Source organism: Streptococcus sp. SM5 (assembly GCF_027497975.1).
Map to the genome: position 1 here is coordinate 1 of NZ_JAJNSC010000038.1, position 16,221 is coordinate 16,221.

The following is a 16,221-nucleotide window of genomic DNA, read 5'->3' on the forward strand; positions in this document are numbered from 1 at the left end:
ACGGGATTCGAACCCGTGTTACCGCCGTGAAAAGGCGGTGTCTTAACCCCTTGACCAACGGACCAGAGCTGTTATTTTCAACTCTTACTATTATACCGACTTTTCTAACTTTGTCAACACCTTTTTTGTATTTTTTTCAAGTTAAGTAAAAAGAGTCAGCATTATACTGACTCTTCTATTGATTATTAAACTTAGAAGCACGTTCTTCTCCCCACCAATAGGGCATTAGTTTTGCGACTTTCACTATCTTTCTTCTATCGTAGTCCATCATGAATTCTGCATCTTTATTTTCAGCGTTCAACTCTAAAAGGAATTCTCTGCAAGCTCCACAAGGCATTCCTGAACTTCCACCATACGGCGGTTTATCTCGGAAGGCTAAGACTTTTTTAACCTTAGTTTGTCCTGAAAATTGGTACATATTGAAGAGTGCGGCGCGCTCTGCACAGAGATGGAATACACCACAGGTTCCCTCCATACAGAAACCTGTAAATATTTGTCCATCTTCTGCTTCTACTGCGGCTACAACATGGTTGGCGTAAACAAAATCAGATACTTCATGTGGATTGTATAGTTTCTGTGCTTCTTCGTACATCTTTTCCCAGATGTCCATTATTGTACCCTTCTTATTTAGAGATTTCTTTTAACATATTTTCGATATGCTGGATTGATTTTTCACGACCTAACAAGAAGATTGTATCTGGCAATTCTGGTCCATGCATTTCACCTGAAACTGCAATACGAATTGGCATGAAGAGATTTTTCCCTTTAATACCTGTTTCTTTTTGAACTGCTTTAATTTGTGGGAAGATATTTTCTGTCACAAATTCATCATCTGTCATTGCTTCAAGTTTTGCTTTGAAGGCTTCAAGAACTGTTGGGACTGTTTCACCCGCCATGACTTCGCGTTCTGCTTCTGTCAATTCTGGGAAATCTGAGAAGAAAAGATCTGTCAATGGAATAATTTCATCCACTGATTTCATTTGTGGTTTATAGAGCTCAACTAATTTTTCAGCCTTGTCAGTTAAACGGCCTGCTTCCTCTAAGAATGGTTTTGCCATTTCAAAGATAGTTTCTAGGTCTGCATTCTTGATATAATCATTGCTCATCCAGTCAAGTTTCTTCTGATCAAAGGCTGCTGGAGACTTGCTCAGGCGGTTTTCATCGAAAAGTTCAATGAGTTCTTCACGAGAGAAGATTTCATCTTCGCCACCTGGGTTCCAACCAAGAAGAGCAATAAAGTTAAAGACTGCTTCTGGTAAATAACCTTTTTTACGGTAGTCTTCGATAAACTGAAGGGTGTTGGTATCGCGTTTAGACAACTTTTTCCCAGTTTCAGAGTTGATAATTAAGGTCATGTGACCGAACTCTGGAGCTTCCCAACCAAGTGCTTCATAGACCATAAGCTGTTTCGGTGTATTAGCAATGTGGTCGTCTCCACGGATTACGTGAGAGATTTGCATATCATGGTCATCGATGACAACGGCAAAGTTGTAAGTTGGGTAACCGTCTTTCTTTTGGATAACCCAGTCACCACCGATATTGCCACCTTCAAATTCGATATCACCTTTGACCATATCATGCCACTTGTAGATACCTGACTCATTGACCGCCAAGCGAACTGTTGGTATGATACCAACAGCTTCACGTTCTGCGATATAAGCCGCTTTTTCCTCTTCACTCATACCAAGATATTCGTTGATATAACGAGGTGTTTCACCAGCTGCTTCTTGGCGTTCGCGTTCAGCTGCCAGCTCTTCTTCTGTAACGTAAGATTTGTAGGCTTTTCCTTCAGCTAATAGTTGGTCAATGTATTTTTGATACAAGTCCAAACGCTCAGACTGGCGGTAGTTTTCATGTGTTTCTGGGCTTTCATCCCAATCCATGCCTAACCAGCGAAGGTTTTCAAGCTGTGAGCGTTCCCCATCTTCGACATGGCGTTTACGGTCAGTATCTTCGATACGAATGATAAATGTTCCACCATGATGACGTGCGTAAAGGTAGTTGAACAATGCTGTACGGGCATTCCCGATGTGTAGTAGTCCTGTTGGACTTGGTGCGTAACGTACGCGGATATCTTTTGACATAGTTTCTCCTATAAAGTCTCTAGGCGTCTGCCTTTTTGCTCTCTATATTATATCACAAGTCTTGGCTGAGTCCAATTTCTATGGATAAAGAGAGTAAAAAGAGTGGACAAACCACTCTTTTCTTCTATTATAGACGTGCGTTAAGTTCTTTACTCAATTCTTCAAATCCTGGTTTTCCAAGAAGGGCAAACATGTTACGTTTATAAGCTTCAACACCTGGTTGGTCGAATGGGTTGATAGCATTCAAGTAACCAGAAAGGGCGATAGCCAATTCGAAGAAGTAGATTGTATAACCAAGAGTGAAAGCGTCTTGCTCTGGAAGAGTCACGTACATGTTTGGTACATCACCATCTGTGTGGGCAAGAAGAACACCGTCAGTCGCTTTTTTGTTTACAAAGTCAACGTCTTTTCCTTGAAGGTAACCAAGTCCGTCAAGGTCTTCTTCCAAAGTAGGAATAATCACGTTTTTACGAGGTTTGTCAACACGGACAACTGTTTCAAACATGATACGAGTTCCTTCTTGGATAAATTGACCAAGTGAGTGCAAGTCAGTTGAGAAGTTGGCTGAAGTTGGGTAGATACCTTTTTGATCTTTTCCTTCTGATTCACCAGCCAATTGTTTCCACCACTCTGAGAAGTATTGAAGTGATGGCTCGTAGTTTACCAAGATCTCAGTTGCATAACCTTTACGGTAAAGGATGTTACGAACTGCTGCGTATTGGTAAGCTTCGTTTTCAGAGATTTTATCTGAAGTGTAGTCTTTGCGAGCTGCATTCGCACCTTCCATAAGGGCTTTGATGTCAGCTCCTGATGCTGCGATTGGAAGCAAACCAACAGCTGTCAATACTGAGAAGCGTCCACCGATGTCATCTGGAACAACAAATGTTTCCCAACCGTTAGCGTCTGCTTCAACCTTAACAGCACCTTTTTGGCGGTCAGTTGTTGCATAGATACGTTTGTTAGCTTCTTCTTGTCCGTATTTCTTAACCAAGAGTTCTTTGAAGACACGGAAAGCGATAGCTGGTTCAGTTGTTGTACCTGATTTAGAAATCACGTTTACTGAGAAGTCTTTGTCAGCTACGTACTCTACCAAGTCAGCAAGGTAAGTAGATGAGATTGAGTTTCCTGCGTAAAGGATTTGTGGAGCTTTGCGCTCTTCTTTTGTTTGCAAGTTTGCAAAGTGGTGGTTCAAGAAGTCGATTGCTGCTTTGGCACCAAGGTAAGATCCACCGATACCGATCACAACCAAAACATCGCTGTCTGATTTGATTTGCTCAGCAGCTTTCAAGATGCGGTCAAATTCTTCGCGGTCGTAGTTTTCAGGAAGGTCCAACCATCCCAAAAAGTCGCTACCAGCACCAGTTCCTTTACGGATCAATTCATCTGCTGCTGTTACTTGTGATTGCATATATTCCACTTCATGTGGTGCAACAAATTTGTCTAAAACTTTTGAATAATCAAATTTAATATGTGACATGTTATTCCTCCAATATTTCTTCTTTTCTATCATAACGCTTACCTTCGTTTTTTTCAAGTTTTTTTGTCGAATTTCTCCAATTTTTATCAGAATTCAAACGTTTGCGTAAAAATGCCACATTCCAAAAATTTTGAAAAAATAAAATAAAGAACGACCAGATGTCCCAGTCGTCACAGTTCATTCAATAAATACTCAAATAGTTCTAAATTGCCATCTTCCTCATTAACCAGAAACTCTGGATGCCACTGCAAACCGATAATACGGTGTTCGTCGATAGACTCAATCGCTTCGATGGTTTGGTCTCTTGGATCAATGGCAGTCACACGGAAATTAGGTGCCAAATCTTTAATGCTTTGACGATGGACCGAGTTAACCTGACTTTCTTTTCCAAATAGCTTGGCCACCACGCTTCCTTCTACTGTCTCAATAGAATGAGATGTTCCGAAAGGCAGCCCTTGCCAGTGACCTTCGATTTCTTGATTGAGGGTTCCCCCAAAGGCAACATTGACAAGTTGAACACCGCGACAGATTGCCATAATTGGTTTATTCTGACGAAGCGCTTCTTTCAAGAGTGCCAATTCAAACTCATCGCGCACTAGATTGTAATCATCGCTCTCGATGGTCTTTTTCTCTCCATAAAACTGAGGGTGAACATTTTGACCGCCTGTCAAGATAAGTTTGTCAATCATTTCTACATAATCGCGTACAACTGACTCATCACCAACAGGAATGACTAAAGGGAGACCACCGACTTGACGAATGCTCTCTGCGAATCTACAAGATACAGATGAATGAATGTTTTTGCCTTCCGCGTCTACGGGACATAGATTTGCAGCAACTCCTACAACCGTTCTAGCCATGATGCCTCTCCTTTCGAATGTTAATACTCTTCGAAAATCAAATTCAAACCACATCAGCGTCGCCTTACCGTACTCAAGTACAGCTTGCGACTAGCTTCCTAGTTTGCTCTTTGATTTTCATTGAGTATAACGATAGTCCTATCATATCACTCAAAATGACTTTCGTCTAATATGTTTTTTTTAAGGCTGTGATAAATATTTTTTATGGACAAGAAAAAGCTGCCCACATAGGACAACTTCTTTCTTATTCAAAGACAAATTGATTGTGATAAAGTTCTGAATAGAATCCACCTAGTTTCAAGAGTTCATGGTGGTTACCGCGTTCAATGACTTCTCCATCTTTAAGCACAATAATCTGGTCTGCATTGAGGATGGTCTTCAAACGATGGGCAATGACAAAACTGGTTCTACCTGCTACAACTGCCTCCATGGCATGCTGAATCTTACTTTCTGTCACCGTATCTACGTTTGAAGTTGCTTCATCTAGAATGAGAACTTCTGGATCTGTCATCAAGGTTCGAGCGATAGAAATCAATTGCTTTTGCCCAGTTGAGAAGATACTCTGGTCATCATCGATAAGAGTATCGTATTTATCAGGCAAACTTTCGATATAGTCGTGAACGTGGGTTGCCTTGGCTGCTGCCTCAACCATTTCTTGACTAGCATCTGGCACACCGAAACGGATATTGTCTCGAATCGTTCCACTAAATAAGACCGAATCCTGCAAAACAATTCCTACCTTGCTTCTGAGGCTATCCAAGTCGTAGTCACGGATGTCTTTGCCGTCAAAATAAATACCACCAGCATCAACATCATAAAAGCGATTGATGAGGTTCATAATAGTCGTTTTCCCTGAACCTGTCGGACCAACAACCGCTGTCATCTGGCCTTTCGGAGCGGAAATGCTGACATCTTTCAAAATAGGTTTATCAGGCAAGTATGAAAAATCAATATGACTGATTTCAACACCTTCTTGCAACTTAGTAAAGATCGGCGCCTTCTCAGGTCGAATTTCTTCCTCTGCGTCAAACATTTCCTGAATCCGTTCAGCACCTGTAAAGGCTAACTGAAGACTTCCCCAACTAGCTGCAACTTGGATAATAGGCTGGTAGTACTGCTGTGAAAATTGGGCAAACATAACAATCAGACCTAGGGCTGTACTTGTTTCAATAGACTTATCATTCAAAAGTACAGCTGAACCAGCAAAGATGACGACGGCTGTATTAACAAGACTCATCCCATTCATGACAGGGAAAAGAATTCCTGAGAACATCCTTCCTTTAAAGGTTGTCTTGCGTACGCGCTCGTTTTGTTCAAGAAATCCTGCCATCATATCCTCTTGAATTCCTTGCACAATGACAGCTTTTTGGCCTGAGATACTCTCATCCATATAGGCGTTAAGTTTCCCTACCTCTTTCTGCTGGAGGTTGGTATATTTCCGTGCCATTTTCACGATGAAAATCAGCATGAGGAAGGCCACTGGTGTGCTGGCAATGGTGATGAGGGCCAGCGTCACATTCCTCGAAAACATGACAAGAATCAGACCGATATATAAAACAATATTGCTCATGACCTGAATCAAACTTTCGTTAAAGGCTTGGAGGATATTATCCAAATCACTGGTAAAACGAGACAAGATATCGCCATCTTGTCGGCGGTCAAAGAAAGAAACCGTCAAGCGAGCAAGCTTACCGAAGAGGCCTTTGCGCATCTCGTTTGTCGACTCTGCAATCACGCGCGTCATGAGACACATGTATATCACACTAGAGATAAATAGAACCAAAACCAGCAGGCCAAGATTGACCATGATTCCTGATAGGCTTTGCCAAATAAGTTCTGGATTGCCATTTTGATAAGCTTGAACTAAATTAGCTAGCTGCGTCACTGCTTGTCCAGAAAAGACCGGAAAGAGGGCTTGGGCAAGAGTTGCTAAAACAATCATCAGGATAACAACTACAAATGATAGCTTATAGACTTTAAAATAATTCCAAAAAAATTGAACTGTCTTCATTTTACTCCTCCTTTCCTTTCTGTGTTTCGTAGATTTCACAGTAAACAGCATTGTTGGCAACCAAGTCTGCATGCGTCCCTTGACCAATCAATCGCCCTTGATCTAGAACCAAGATTTTATCTGCATGGACAACCGAGCTAATCTTTTGAGCGATGATAATGGTTGTCGTCCCCTTTAATTCCTTATTCAAGGCTTCTTGCACTAGGCGCTCTGACTTGGCATCCAAGGCCGAGGTCGAATCGTCAAAGATCAGAATACGTGGATTGCTGACAATCCCACGCGCAATCGACATCCTTTGCTTTTGCCCACCTGAGAAGTTGGTTCCCCGTTCCTCAACTGGACTTTCAAAGGTTTTCTCCATACGATGAATGAATTCACTAGCCTGGGCAATATTGGCTGCTCGCTCCATTTCAAATAGAGTAGCATCTCCCTTACCCTGTCTCAAGTTATCTGCAATCGTTCCACTAAAGAGAATGGCACGTTGGAGAACGATAGAAACTGTTTTACGCAAGGTCCCTTCACTCACTTCTCGAATATCCTTACCTCCGATTTTGATAGCCCCTTCCTGTGGGTCAAAGAGACGTGGAATCAATTGAGCCAAGGTTGATTTTCCTGCACCAGTTGCTCCAACGACACCAACCATTTGACCAGGCTCGATGGTAAAGCTCACATCTTTCAGCATCGGTTCCTTGTCCATTGGATAGGTAAAGGTTACATTTTCAAAGCTAAGGCTTCCAACCAACTCTTCATCTGGGACATCTTTGAAGGTCATAGCTGGATCTGCGTCAAGAATTTCTCGAATACGACGCATGGAAATCATGGCACGGCTGACAGAATTTCCCAAAAATCCAACCATAACAATGGTAAAGATAATCTGGCTTAGGTAATTGACAAAGGAAGCAATGGAACCAACAACAGAAGGATCCGACTGAACCATTCCCGCGACCAGCCAAATAGAGAGGAAGACCGCCCCGTATCCGACCAACATCATGAAGGGTTCCACCACTGAAAAGGCATAGCCGATGTAAAGGTTTTGACCGAGAAGCTCGTCTGAGACCTCTGTAAACTTCGTAAACTGCTCTTTTTCTTGGACAAAGGACTTGACCACACGAACACCGCGTAGATTTTCTTTGGCGATAGCGTTGATGCGCTCAAGAAGGGTTTGAAACTTGGCAAAACGAGGACCCATCATCCCCATCATGATAGCAGTCAAGCCAAAAATCAATATAACCATGAGAACAATCACCCACCACAGAGAGGGCAAAGTTTGAACCGCAAGGAGAAACGAACCGATGAACAAGAGGGGTAATCTGAAAAGAATTTGGAAGGTCATCATGACCACGTTCTGAATCTGATTGATATCGTTTGTCATGCGAACGACTAGATTTCCCGCATTAAATTGTTCAATATTTGCATAAGAAAAGGTTTGGATTTTGCGGAAGGCATCTTCCCGAAGGTCGGATGAAACTCCTTGGGCAATATAGGCTGCAAGGACAACATTGAGCCCACCAGCAACTAGACCGACCAAGGCCACACCAATCAACCAAGCCCCGATACTATAAATAGCTTCATATTTCCCAGCAAGGAGGGCGTCTAACACTTCCTGCAGATAACGCGGTTGCAAAAGTGAACTAGCAACCATCAAGCCTGTCATCAGAAGCGAGGCCAAGGCCTGCCACTTGTAGGTTTTTACTTTCTGAATCAGCATATTTTCTCCTTAAAAAATAGACAAAAGGGAGCGACAATGCGTCAGCTCCTTCTCATTCTGTTTGTGTGATGTTATTCTAGCAAAAAAGTGAGAACTTGTCAAAGAAGTCTCCTTGATACAAATTAGTGCGCTTTCATCTACAGTAATGCATGATAAAGGTTTTTATGGTAAAATAGTAAAAAAAGGTTATAAAGGAGGGGAATATGGAAAAACAAACCATCGCCGTCTTGGGGCCTGGTTCTTGGGGAACTGCCCTTTCACAAGTCTTAAATGACAATGGACACGAGGTACGTATTTGGGGAAACATTCCCGATCAAATCAATGAAATTAATACCTATCATACTAACAAACACTACTTTAAAGATGTCGTTCTAGATGAAAAAATCATTGCCTACACCGACTTAGCAGAGGCATTGAAAGATGTGGATGCGATTTTGTTTGTTGTCCCAACAAAAGTGACACGACTTGTTGCCCAACAAGTTGCAAAAACCTTGGACCATAAGGCTATTATCATGCACGCATCAAAGGGATTAGAACCTGATAGCCATAAACGATTATCAACCATCCTTGAAGAAGAAATTCCTGAACATCTCCGCAGTGATATTGTCGTTGTTTCAGGACCTAGTCATGCAGAAGAGACCATTGTGCGTGACCTGACTTTAATCACTGCTGCTTCTAAAGACTTACAAACAGCTCAATACGCTCAAGAGCTCTTTAGTAATCACTACTTCCGACTTTATACTAATACGGATGTTATCGGAGTTGAAACTGCTGGTGCTCTTAAAAATATTATTGCTGTCGGTGCTGGAGCTTTACATGGTTTGGGATTTGGTGACAATGCTAAGGCAGCCATCATCGCTCGAGGTTTGGCAGAAATTACCCGCCTAGGAGTAGCACTTGGGGCCAGTCCATTGACCTATAGTGGCTTATCCGGTGTAGGAGACTTGATCGTAACGGGAACCTCTATCCACTCTCGTAACTGGAGAGCCGGAGATGCTCTTGGTCGTGGAGAATCTCTAGCTGATATCGAAGCCAATATGGGCATGGTGATTGAAGGAATTTCAACGACTCGAGCAGCTTATGAACTAGCGCAAGAACTTGGAGTCTATATGCCAATTACACAAGCCATTTACCAAGTTATTTACCACGGAACCAATATCAAAGATGCCATTTATGACATCATGAACAATGAATTTAAAGCAGAAAATGAGTGGTCTTAACCCTCTAGAGAAAGGATTCTTATGACATCAAAAGTTAGAAAGGCAGTCATCCCTGCCGCTGGACTTGGGACTCGATTTTTACCAGCAACCAAAGCACTTGCTAAAGAAATGTTGCCAATTGTAGACAAACCAACTATCCAATTTATCGTAGAAGAAGCTCTTAAATCAGGTATTGAAGATATTCTGGTTGTCACTGGTAAATCAAAACGTTCTATTGAAGACCACTTTGACTCAAACTTTGAGCTTGAGTACAACCTCAAAGAAAAAGGCAAACATGACTTGTTAAAATTGGTAGACGAAACAACTGGCATTCGCCTTCACTTTATCCGTCAAAGCCATCCTCGTGGTCTTGGCGATGCTGTCTTACAAGCAAAAGCTTTTGTGGCGAATGAACCCTTCGTTGTCATGCTTGGTGACGACCTAATGGATATCACAGATGACAACGCTGTACCTTTGACAAAACAATTGATGAATGATTACGAGTCGACTCACGCATCAACAATTGCTGTTATGCCTGTCCCTCATGAAGAAGTTTCAGCATATGGAGTTATCGCTCCTCAGGGTGAAGGGATTAATGGTCTCTACAGTGTCGAAACTTTCGTTGAAAAACCAGCTCCAGAGGATGCTCCAAGTGATTTAGCAATTATCGGGCGCTATCTGCTCACACCAGAAATTTTTGAGATCCTCGAAAATCAAGCTCCCGGTGCTGGAAATGAAATCCAGCTTACCGACGCTATTGATACACTTAATAAAACACAACGTGTTTTCGCCCGTGAATTTACAGGAGCTCGTTACGACGTTGGGGATAAGTTTGGCTTTATGAAAACATCTATTGACTATGCCCTCAAACACCCACAAGTCAAAGATGACTTGAAAGATTACCTCATCCAACTAGGAAAAGAATTGGCTGAGAAGGAATAACATAAAAAGATAAGGTTCAAAAATGCCTTATCTTTTTTCATTACACAACTATTATTATAAGCTCGTCACAAACCCATTCCCCTGTAGAGAAGCAAGACTGCCAATCCTACGAATAACACTAACGCTACCAGTCTCTGACTAGCGCTATACATCCGTCTTTCTCCTTGAACTGGAAAGATAATTGCTAGAAATGCTCCACCAACTGCTCCCCCGATATGACCTGCTAGGCTGATTCCTGGAATCAGAACACTTCCAATAATGTTAACCACAAAAAGTGTCAGATAAGATTGCCCTAGCTGTTGGATATAGGGGTTGCGAGTGGCATAGCGAAGAATGATAATCGCTGCAAATAGCCCATAGAGAGAAGTAGAAGCTCCTGCTGCTAAGGATTTTGGACTAAATACAAAAACAAAGAGATTCCCCATCATTCCTGATAAGAGATAGAGAAAGAAAAACTTCTTGGATCCGAAAATTTCCTCTACTTGCCTACCAAGATAATAGAGAGAAAGCATATTAACAATGAAATGCTCCCACCCAATATGAACAAAAATGGCAGAAAAGAGACGCCAAATCTGCTCAGGAAAGAGGCGAATAGCTGGTCCATACATAGCTCCAAATCGAAATAATGTATCCGCCCTGTCAAAGTTTCCACCTGCATTGACCAACATTAGTAAAAATACCAAGGCCGTCACAAAAAGGAAGAAACTCGTCACAGGATAACGTCTATCAAAGATTTCCTTCATCAATCAAAACCTCCTGAACAGGAATATCATGGTTTTCAGAGATAAAATCCTGAATTTGACAAGGATAAACCGTACTCAAAGTATGACCAGAAAAATGTTCTAGATAGCGGTCATAATAACCTCCACCATATCCAATCCGATATCCTTCCGTCGTAAAAGCCAGACCAGGAACATGAATCAAATCAATCTGAGAGGCATCCACCACTTCCAAATCTCCCTGTGGTTCCAGTAAGCCAAAGGAAGTTTTGGCTAGTTGTTGCGGATTATAGACTACAAAGTCCATGCACCCCTTGGGATAGGTTTTGGGTATCAGAACCTTCTTGCCATCCTTCTGCGCCTGCTCAATCAGTTCCTGCGTTTGAAACTCATGAGGAAAAGAGAGGTAGGTTGCGATGATCTTAGCTTCTTGGTAAAAGGGGTGTTGTAAAAGTCGCTCAGTTAAAGCTTGGTCTATAAACTGTTTTTGCTCTCGAGGTAAAGCCTTCATTTCGTGCAAGACTTGCTTACGTAATTCCGATTTCATAGATAACCCCTCTACTCTGCTGCCTTCTTTTTCAGGAAACTAGAGACCGCGTCCACCCCAATAGCTAAGGCTTCTTCCTTAGGACTCATCTGAGGGTGATGAAGGGCGTAGGGACTATCAATACCTAGCCAGAACATAACGCCATCAACTTTTGAAAGGAGATAACCAAAGTCTTCACCTGTCATAGCAGGTTCGATATCAATCAACTCAATTTCGTCTTTTTCTTCAAAGAAATCCATCAGTTCACGCGCCAAGGCTGGATGGTTCTCAACAGGCAGGTAACCACCTTGTTTGAGTTCCACTTCGACTTCCATATCGAAGGCAGCTGCAACCCCTTCTGCAACTGTTTTGACCCTTTTTTGCACCAAAAGACTCATGTCCTGTGTCAAGGCCCGAATAGTTCCATGCAAAAAGGCTGTGTCTGTGATAACATTGTTTGTTGTTCCAGCTTGGAAAACTCCAAAGGTCACCACTGCTCCCTCGATTGGGTTGACATTGCGGCTGACAACTGACTGCACCTGGGTCACAAAGTAACTAGCCGCCACCAAAGCGTCATTGGCTTCATGCGGAAAGGCTGCATGTCCTCCTTTACCTTTAAAACGAATCTTCACCTCGCAAGTCCCTGCAAAGAGTGTATGAGTATTGGTCGCAATCTGTCCAACCTTCAAATCTGGCCGAACATGAAGTCCATAAAACTGGTCTGGCAACCAGTCTCCAAAAGCGCTATCCTCATACATGAGCATGCCACCAGCTTCATTTTCTTCAGCAGGTTGAAACAGAAAGAGCAGATTGTTCTTTGGCTGCTCCTCAAGGGCGCGCTCTAGACAGCCCAAGGCAATAGTCATATGAAAATCATGTCCACAAGCATGCATGCGGCCTTGGTGCTGAGAAGCGAAAGGAAGGCCTGTTTGTTCGACGATAGGCAGGCCATCAATGTCTGTTCGCCAACCAATGGTCCGCTCTGGCTGACTTCCCTGTAAATAGACCAAAATCCCTGTTCGCCAAGTACGAACTTGAACAAAATTCTTGCCCGCAGTCAATTTCTCAATCACATCCAACAGATAAGCTTGAGTCTTGAACTCCTTCAAGCCAATCTCTGGAATCTGGTGCAAATCTCGTCTAGTCTGAATCAAATCTAACATCTATCTATCCTCCGATATAGCAGAAAGAGGCTGGAAGAAGGGTTCCGCCTCTTTATTACTTTTACAATTATAAGGTACGAAGCGCATCCTCTAGCGCTGTTTTTTGTTGGGTTTGGGCATCAATCTCTTTGATGATACGAGCTGGAACACCTGCTACCACCACGTTTTCTGGGACATCCTGGGTAACAATAGCTCCTGCTGCGACAACTGAACCACTACCGATTTGGACCCCTTCGATAACCACTGCGTTGGCACCGATGAGAACATTGTCTCCAACACGGACTGGTTCTGCGCTAGCTGGCTCAATCACACCTGCAAGAACGGCACCTGCACCAACGTGACTGTTTTTCCCCACGATAGCACGGCCACCAAGGATAGCCCCCATGTCAATCATGGTTCCTGCACCAATTTCAGCACCGATATTGATAACCGCTCCCATCATGATAACAGCATTGTCACCAATTTCAACCTGATCACGGATAATAGCACCCGGCTCAATACGAGCATTGATAGCACGTTTATCTAGCAAAGGAACTGCAGAATTACGAGCGTCTTGCTCAACAACATAGTCTTGATTTTCTACCAAACCATCGAGAAGGGGAGCCACGTCCTTCCAATCTCCGAATAGGACATTCCCTAGTTTGACAACAGAGCTTGGTACAGCAGCTGCAAGTTGTCCCTCAAAGGTTACTTTAACACTGGTTTTCTTTTCAGCATTGGCGATAAATTGAATAATTTCTTGAGCGTTCATTTTTGTAGCAGTCATAGGCGCCTCCTAGTTCATTTTAATGATACCTATTCTACCAAAAAAGGCCTCAAATTTGAAGCTTTTTTGTTTGTTTTTAGGGATGATTTTTAGGGATGTGAGATAAAACGTGCTGTCGGTAAAAGCAAGCTCCTACCGATACAAGCTAAAAACACTCTTCACAACTATCTCCCCGTGTTTTATTGACTATTCTAGTATAGCACACTTTTAGAATTAAGAACGGACTTTTTATTTACTTTCTTTCGCTTCTTCTATCGATAGGAAAATCATAGGCAAAATAATCAAGGCCATAGCTAGAAGGAGGGACCAATCCACTACCAAGCCTAAAAACAAAACACTCAAGAGAGCAGAAGAGAGAGGTTCACTGGCACTGATAACGGAAACAACCAGAGGAGAAACCAAGGAAACAGCCTTCATGGAAATAAAAAAGGCAAAAGCTGTCCCAAAAAAAGCGATAATGAGACAAATCAAAATACTCCAAATATCAGGAACAAAGGAAAGCTGATAAACCGGCGAGAGGACATTGCTAAATAAACCGGCCAAAATCATCCCCCACCCAACCGTGGGTACAAAACCATATCTCTTAGCGAAAGGCTGAGGTAGGATAACATTAAACATGACCCCCATGGCACTCAGCAAACCCGTCACAAGTGCTAGCGGTGTCATGGATAATTGAGAGAGATCTCCCTTTGTCGCCATCAGGCAAACACCCAGCATGGCAACCAAAACATAAAAAATAGCGCTTTTTGACGCTCGTTTTTGATAAACCAAGCGATTGTAAAAGAGGATAAAGACAGGGCTAATAAACTGTAAAATAGTTGCTGTCGCTGCATTTGAGTATTCTACACAGAGATAGAAAAAAAACTGAACTGAAAAAATCCCCAAAATAGAATAGGCTAAAAAGGGCAGATAATTTTTCTTATCTCGCCAAATATCTAGCACTTGCGATTTTAATTGCACTGCAGACCAAATGAGCACAAGACTCCCTGCCAGTGTCAAACGCATAGAGGTAATCCAGCCAGAGGACACTTGATAATAAGTAAAGAAATATTCTCCTAAAATTCCACAGATTCCCCAGATTAAGCCGGATAGGAGCGAATAAATTGTTCCTTTAACAATCTTTTTCTGATACTGATTCATACCTTTATTGTAACACGAAAGGAAAAAAGAAAAAAGTGGCAATAGAAAAGTCCCCATAAGATCTATAATGAAAAGTTACCAAACAACTCATTAGAAAGAATCATATGGAACAACTACACTTTATCACAAAACTACTCGATATTAAAGATCCTAATATCCAAATTATGGATGCTATCAATAAGGGTAACTTCTCAAAGGAACTTCCACTTTTACTAGCGGTGGAACTTAGTTTGGGAATTTAGCTGTTATCAATAGGAATACCCACAAGTAAATCATCTCTAAACTGGAATACGATGCCCCATCTTGTCCTCATTGTGGGAAGTCAAATGAAGAAATATGACTTTCAAAAACTGTCTAAGATTCCTTACCTTGAAACGACTGGTATGTCTACTAGAATTCTGCTTAGCAAGCGTCGATTCAAGTGCTATCACTGTTCAAAAACGATGGTGGCTGAGACTTCTATCGTCAAGAGGAATCACCAAATCCCTCGTATCATCAACCAAAAGATTACTCAAAAGCTGATTGAAAAGACTTCTATGACCGATATTTCACATCAGCTAGCCATTTCAACTTCAACTGTCATTCGCAAGCTCAATGACTTTCACTTTGAGTGTAACTTTAGCCATTTGCCTGAAATTATGCCCTTGGATGTTAAAAAAGTCAGGTGAGTGACTGTTTCAATCGGTAGTTGAAGATGAGTTTCATTGCGCAAGAATTTTTAATCTCAGTATCATAGCTGTTCTTGAGGGTAGAACACAAACTGGCATCCGAAATAACTTTCTTCGCTACCATAGAGCTGTTCGCTGTCGAGTGAGAATCATTACGAAGGATATGTTTAGCCCTTACTATGACTTGGCTAAGCAGCTTCGCTTTCGAATTTCTAGGCTCAGGCTGAAACAGTCTGGGAGACTGTTTCACTCCCAAACGCTAAAATCGTGTTGGATCGTTTCCATATTGTCCAACACATGAGCCGTGCTATGAGTTGTGTGCGTGCCCAAACTAATAAAGAAATTCTAGACAAGCTTTTGAGCTATTCAGAAGACTTGAAACACCACTATCATTTCTATGACTCTTGCCTTTTCACTTTCAGAATAAGGAACCGGATAAATTTTTCGGGCTCATTGAGGACAATCTAAAGGAGGTTCATCCCCTTTTTCAGACTGTCTTTAAAACATTTCTAAAGGACAAAGAGAAAATCGTCAACACCCTTCAATTCCCCTATTCAAATGCCAAACTGGACGCGACTAATAATCTCATCAAACTAATCAAACGAAATGCCTTTGGTTTCCGAAACTTTGTAAACTTCAAAAACGGATTTTTATCTCCCTAAATATCAAAAAGAACGGACAAAATGTGGCCTTTCTCGAGCTTAGCTTTTCTTCAACCCACTACAGTTAACAATGAGCCAATAAAAAAAGAGAGAAGCAAACTGATTCTCTCTTAATGTATATAATATCTAGTTAAACAAAAAAAGATACGCTTACATATCTCTGTAATGAATCGGGAAGACAGGATTCGAACCTGCGACACCTTGGTCCCAAACCAAGTACTCTACCAAGCTGAGCTACTTCCCGAGTTAAATAGAAAAATGCACCCTAGAGGAGTCGAACCTCTAACCGCCTGATT

General features: G+C 42.0%; 13 protein-coding genes, 1 tRNA gene and 1 pseudogene. 3 read left to right on the forward strand and 12 right to left on the reverse strand.

Translation table 11 applies throughout. The features are described 5' to 3' along the window. Window positions 1–175 precede the first annotated feature (175 nt). The 6 genes from PAN07_RS16785 to patA form a co-directional block, all read right to left on the reverse strand. Window positions 176–610, reverse strand: a complete 435-nt coding sequence (locus PAN07_RS16785) for a cytidine deaminase (protein WP_084861453.1) — start codon at window positions 608–610, stop codon at window positions 176–178. Window positions 611–623: 13 nt separating this feature from the next. Next, a complete protein-coding gene (gene gltX / locus PAN07_RS16790) occupies window positions 624–2,084 on the reverse strand; it encodes a glutamate--tRNA ligase (RefSeq protein WP_084861451.1) in 1,461 nt (486 codons plus the stop codon). A 127-nt stretch (window positions 2,085–2,211) separates the two neighbouring features. Further along, window positions 2,212–3,561, reverse strand: coding sequence for a glucose-6-phosphate isomerase (locus PAN07_RS16795; RefSeq protein WP_000018269.1), 1,350 nt, complete (start codon window positions 3,559–3,561; stop codon window positions 2,212–2,214). A 170-nt stretch (window positions 3,562–3,731) separates the two neighbouring features. Then, window positions 3,732–4,421, reverse strand: a complete 690-nt coding sequence (locus PAN07_RS16800) for a gamma-glutamyl-gamma-aminobutyrate hydrolase family protein (protein ID WP_000124770.1) — start codon at window positions 4,419–4,421, stop codon at window positions 3,732–3,734. A 244-nt stretch (window positions 4,422–4,665) separates the two neighbouring features. Next, window positions 4,666–6,432, reverse strand: coding sequence for a multidrug efflux ABC transporter subunit PatB (gene patB, locus PAN07_RS16805; RefSeq protein WP_084861474.1), 1,767 nt, complete (start codon window positions 6,430–6,432; stop codon window positions 4,666–4,668). A 1-nt stretch (window position 6,433) separates the two neighbouring features. Beyond that, on the reverse strand, window positions 6,434–8,140 hold the full coding sequence (gene patA, locus PAN07_RS16810; protein WP_084861471.1) for a multidrug efflux ABC transporter subunit PatA: 1,707 nt from the start codon (window positions 8,138–8,140) through the stop codon (window positions 6,434–6,436). Window positions 8,141–8,343: 203 nt separating this feature from the next. Here patA and PAN07_RS16815 point away from each other — a divergent pair, with 203 nt between their 5' ends. Continuing rightward, window positions 8,344–9,360 (forward strand): NAD(P)H-dependent glycerol-3-phosphate dehydrogenase, encoded by a 1,017-nt coding sequence (locus PAN07_RS16815; RefSeq protein WP_084861469.1) that lies wholly within the window; start codon window positions 8,344–8,346, stop codon window positions 9,358–9,360. A gap of 21 nt (window positions 9,361–9,381) precedes the next feature. After that, complete coding sequence (gene galU, locus PAN07_RS16820; protein ID WP_247933635.1) at window positions 9,382–10,281, forward strand: UTP--glucose-1-phosphate uridylyltransferase GalU; 900 nt, start codon at window positions 9,382–9,384, stop codon at window positions 10,279–10,281. A 65-nt stretch (window positions 10,282–10,346) separates the two neighbouring features. On the opposite strand, the gene PAN07_RS16825 is transcribed toward galU, so the two are convergent. From PAN07_RS16825 to PAN07_RS16845, 5 genes are all read right to left on the reverse strand, one after another. Next, the gene (locus PAN07_RS16825; protein WP_084861464.1) at window positions 10,347–11,024 is read right to left on the reverse strand and encodes a rhomboid family intramembrane serine protease; all 678 of its coding nucleotides are present in this window, start codon (window positions 11,022–11,024) and stop codon (window positions 10,347–10,349) included. Beyond that, window positions 11,008–11,547 carry a 5-formyltetrahydrofolate cyclo-ligase gene (locus PAN07_RS16830; RefSeq protein WP_269798409.1) on the reverse strand — a complete coding sequence of 180 codons (540 nt, stop codon included), beginning with the start codon at window positions 11,545–11,547 and terminating at the stop codon, window positions 11,008–11,010. The genes PAN07_RS16825 and PAN07_RS16830 overlap by 17 nt, the downstream gene beginning before the upstream one ends. A gap of 11 nt (window positions 11,548–11,558) precedes the next feature. Then, the gene (locus PAN07_RS16835) at window positions 11,559–12,689 is read right to left on the reverse strand and encodes an N-acetyldiaminopimelate deacetylase (protein WP_261051805.1); all 1,131 of its coding nucleotides are present in this window, start codon (window positions 12,687–12,689) and stop codon (window positions 11,559–11,561) included. Window positions 12,690–12,756: 67 nt separating this feature from the next. After that, window positions 12,757–13,455 carry a 2,3,4,5-tetrahydropyridine-2,6-dicarboxylate N-acetyltransferase gene (dapD, locus tag PAN07_RS16840; RefSeq protein ID WP_000127451.1) on the reverse strand — a complete coding sequence of 233 codons (699 nt, stop codon included), beginning with the start codon at window positions 13,453–13,455 and terminating at the stop codon, window positions 12,757–12,759. A gap of 228 nt (window positions 13,456–13,683) precedes the next feature. After that, window positions 13,684–14,595 (reverse strand): DMT family transporter, encoded by a 912-nt coding sequence (locus PAN07_RS16845; protein ID WP_269798410.1) that lies wholly within the window; start codon window positions 14,593–14,595, stop codon window positions 13,684–13,686. Window positions 14,596–14,699: 104 nt separating this feature from the next. Between PAN07_RS16845 and PAN07_RS16850 the strand changes: the two are divergent. Continuing rightward, a pseudogene (locus PAN07_RS16850) lies at window positions 14,700–15,993 on the forward strand (transposase). Window positions 15,994–16,095: 102 nt separating this feature from the next. On the opposite strand, the gene PAN07_RS16855 reads toward PAN07_RS16850, so the two are convergent. Continuing rightward, window positions 16,096–16,169, reverse strand: a tRNA-Pro gene (locus PAN07_RS16855). Window positions 16,170–16,221: the final 52 nt, after the last annotated feature.

Bases quoted from the DNA above. Each gene is read 5' to 3' on its own strand.
- PAN07_RS16825 (WP_084861464.1), bottom strand. From the start codon at position 11,024: ATGAAGGAAATCTTTGATAGACGTTATCCTGTGACGAGTTTCTTCCTT.
- PAN07_RS16800 (WP_000124770.1), bottom strand. From the start codon at position 4,421: ATGGCTAGAACGGTTGTAGGAGTTGCTGCAAATCTATGTCCCGTAGAC.
- PAN07_RS16830 (WP_269798409.1), bottom strand. From the start codon at position 11,547: ATGAAATCGGAATTACGTAAGCAAGTCTTGCACGAAATGAAGGCTTTA.
- patA (WP_084861471.1), bottom strand. From the start codon at position 8,140: ATGCTGATTCAGAAAGTAAAAACCTACAAGTGGCAGGCCTTGGCCTCG.
- PAN07_RS16845 (WP_269798410.1), bottom strand. From the start codon at position 14,595: ATGAATCAGTATCAGAAAAAGATTGTTAAAGGAACAATTTATTCGCTC.
- PAN07_RS16835 (WP_261051805.1), bottom strand. From the start codon at position 12,689: ATGTTAGATTTGATTCAGACTAGACGAGATTTGCACCAGATTCCAGAG.
- PAN07_RS16795 (WP_000018269.1), bottom strand. From the start codon at position 3,561: ATGTCACATATTAAATTTGATTATTCAAAAGTTTTAGACAAATTTGTT.
- galU (WP_247933635.1), top strand. From the start codon at position 9,382: ATGACATCAAAAGTTAGAAAGGCAGTCATCCCTGCCGCTGGACTTGGG.
- PAN07_RS16815 (WP_084861469.1), top strand. From the start codon at position 8,344: ATGGAAAAACAAACCATCGCCGTCTTGGGGCCTGGTTCTTGGGGAACT.
- patB (WP_084861474.1), bottom strand. From the start codon at position 6,432: ATGAAGACAGTTCAATTTTTTTGGAATTATTTTAAAGTCTATAAGCTA.
- gltX (WP_084861451.1), bottom strand. From the start codon at position 2,084: ATGTCAAAAGATATCCGCGTACGTTACGCACCAAGTCCAACAGGACTA.
- dapD (WP_000127451.1), bottom strand. From the start codon at position 13,455: ATGACTGCTACAAAAATGAACGCTCAAGAAATTATTCAATTTATCGCC.
- PAN07_RS16785 (WP_084861453.1), bottom strand. From the start codon at position 610: ATGGACATCTGGGAAAAGATGTACGAAGAAGCACAGAAACTATACAAT.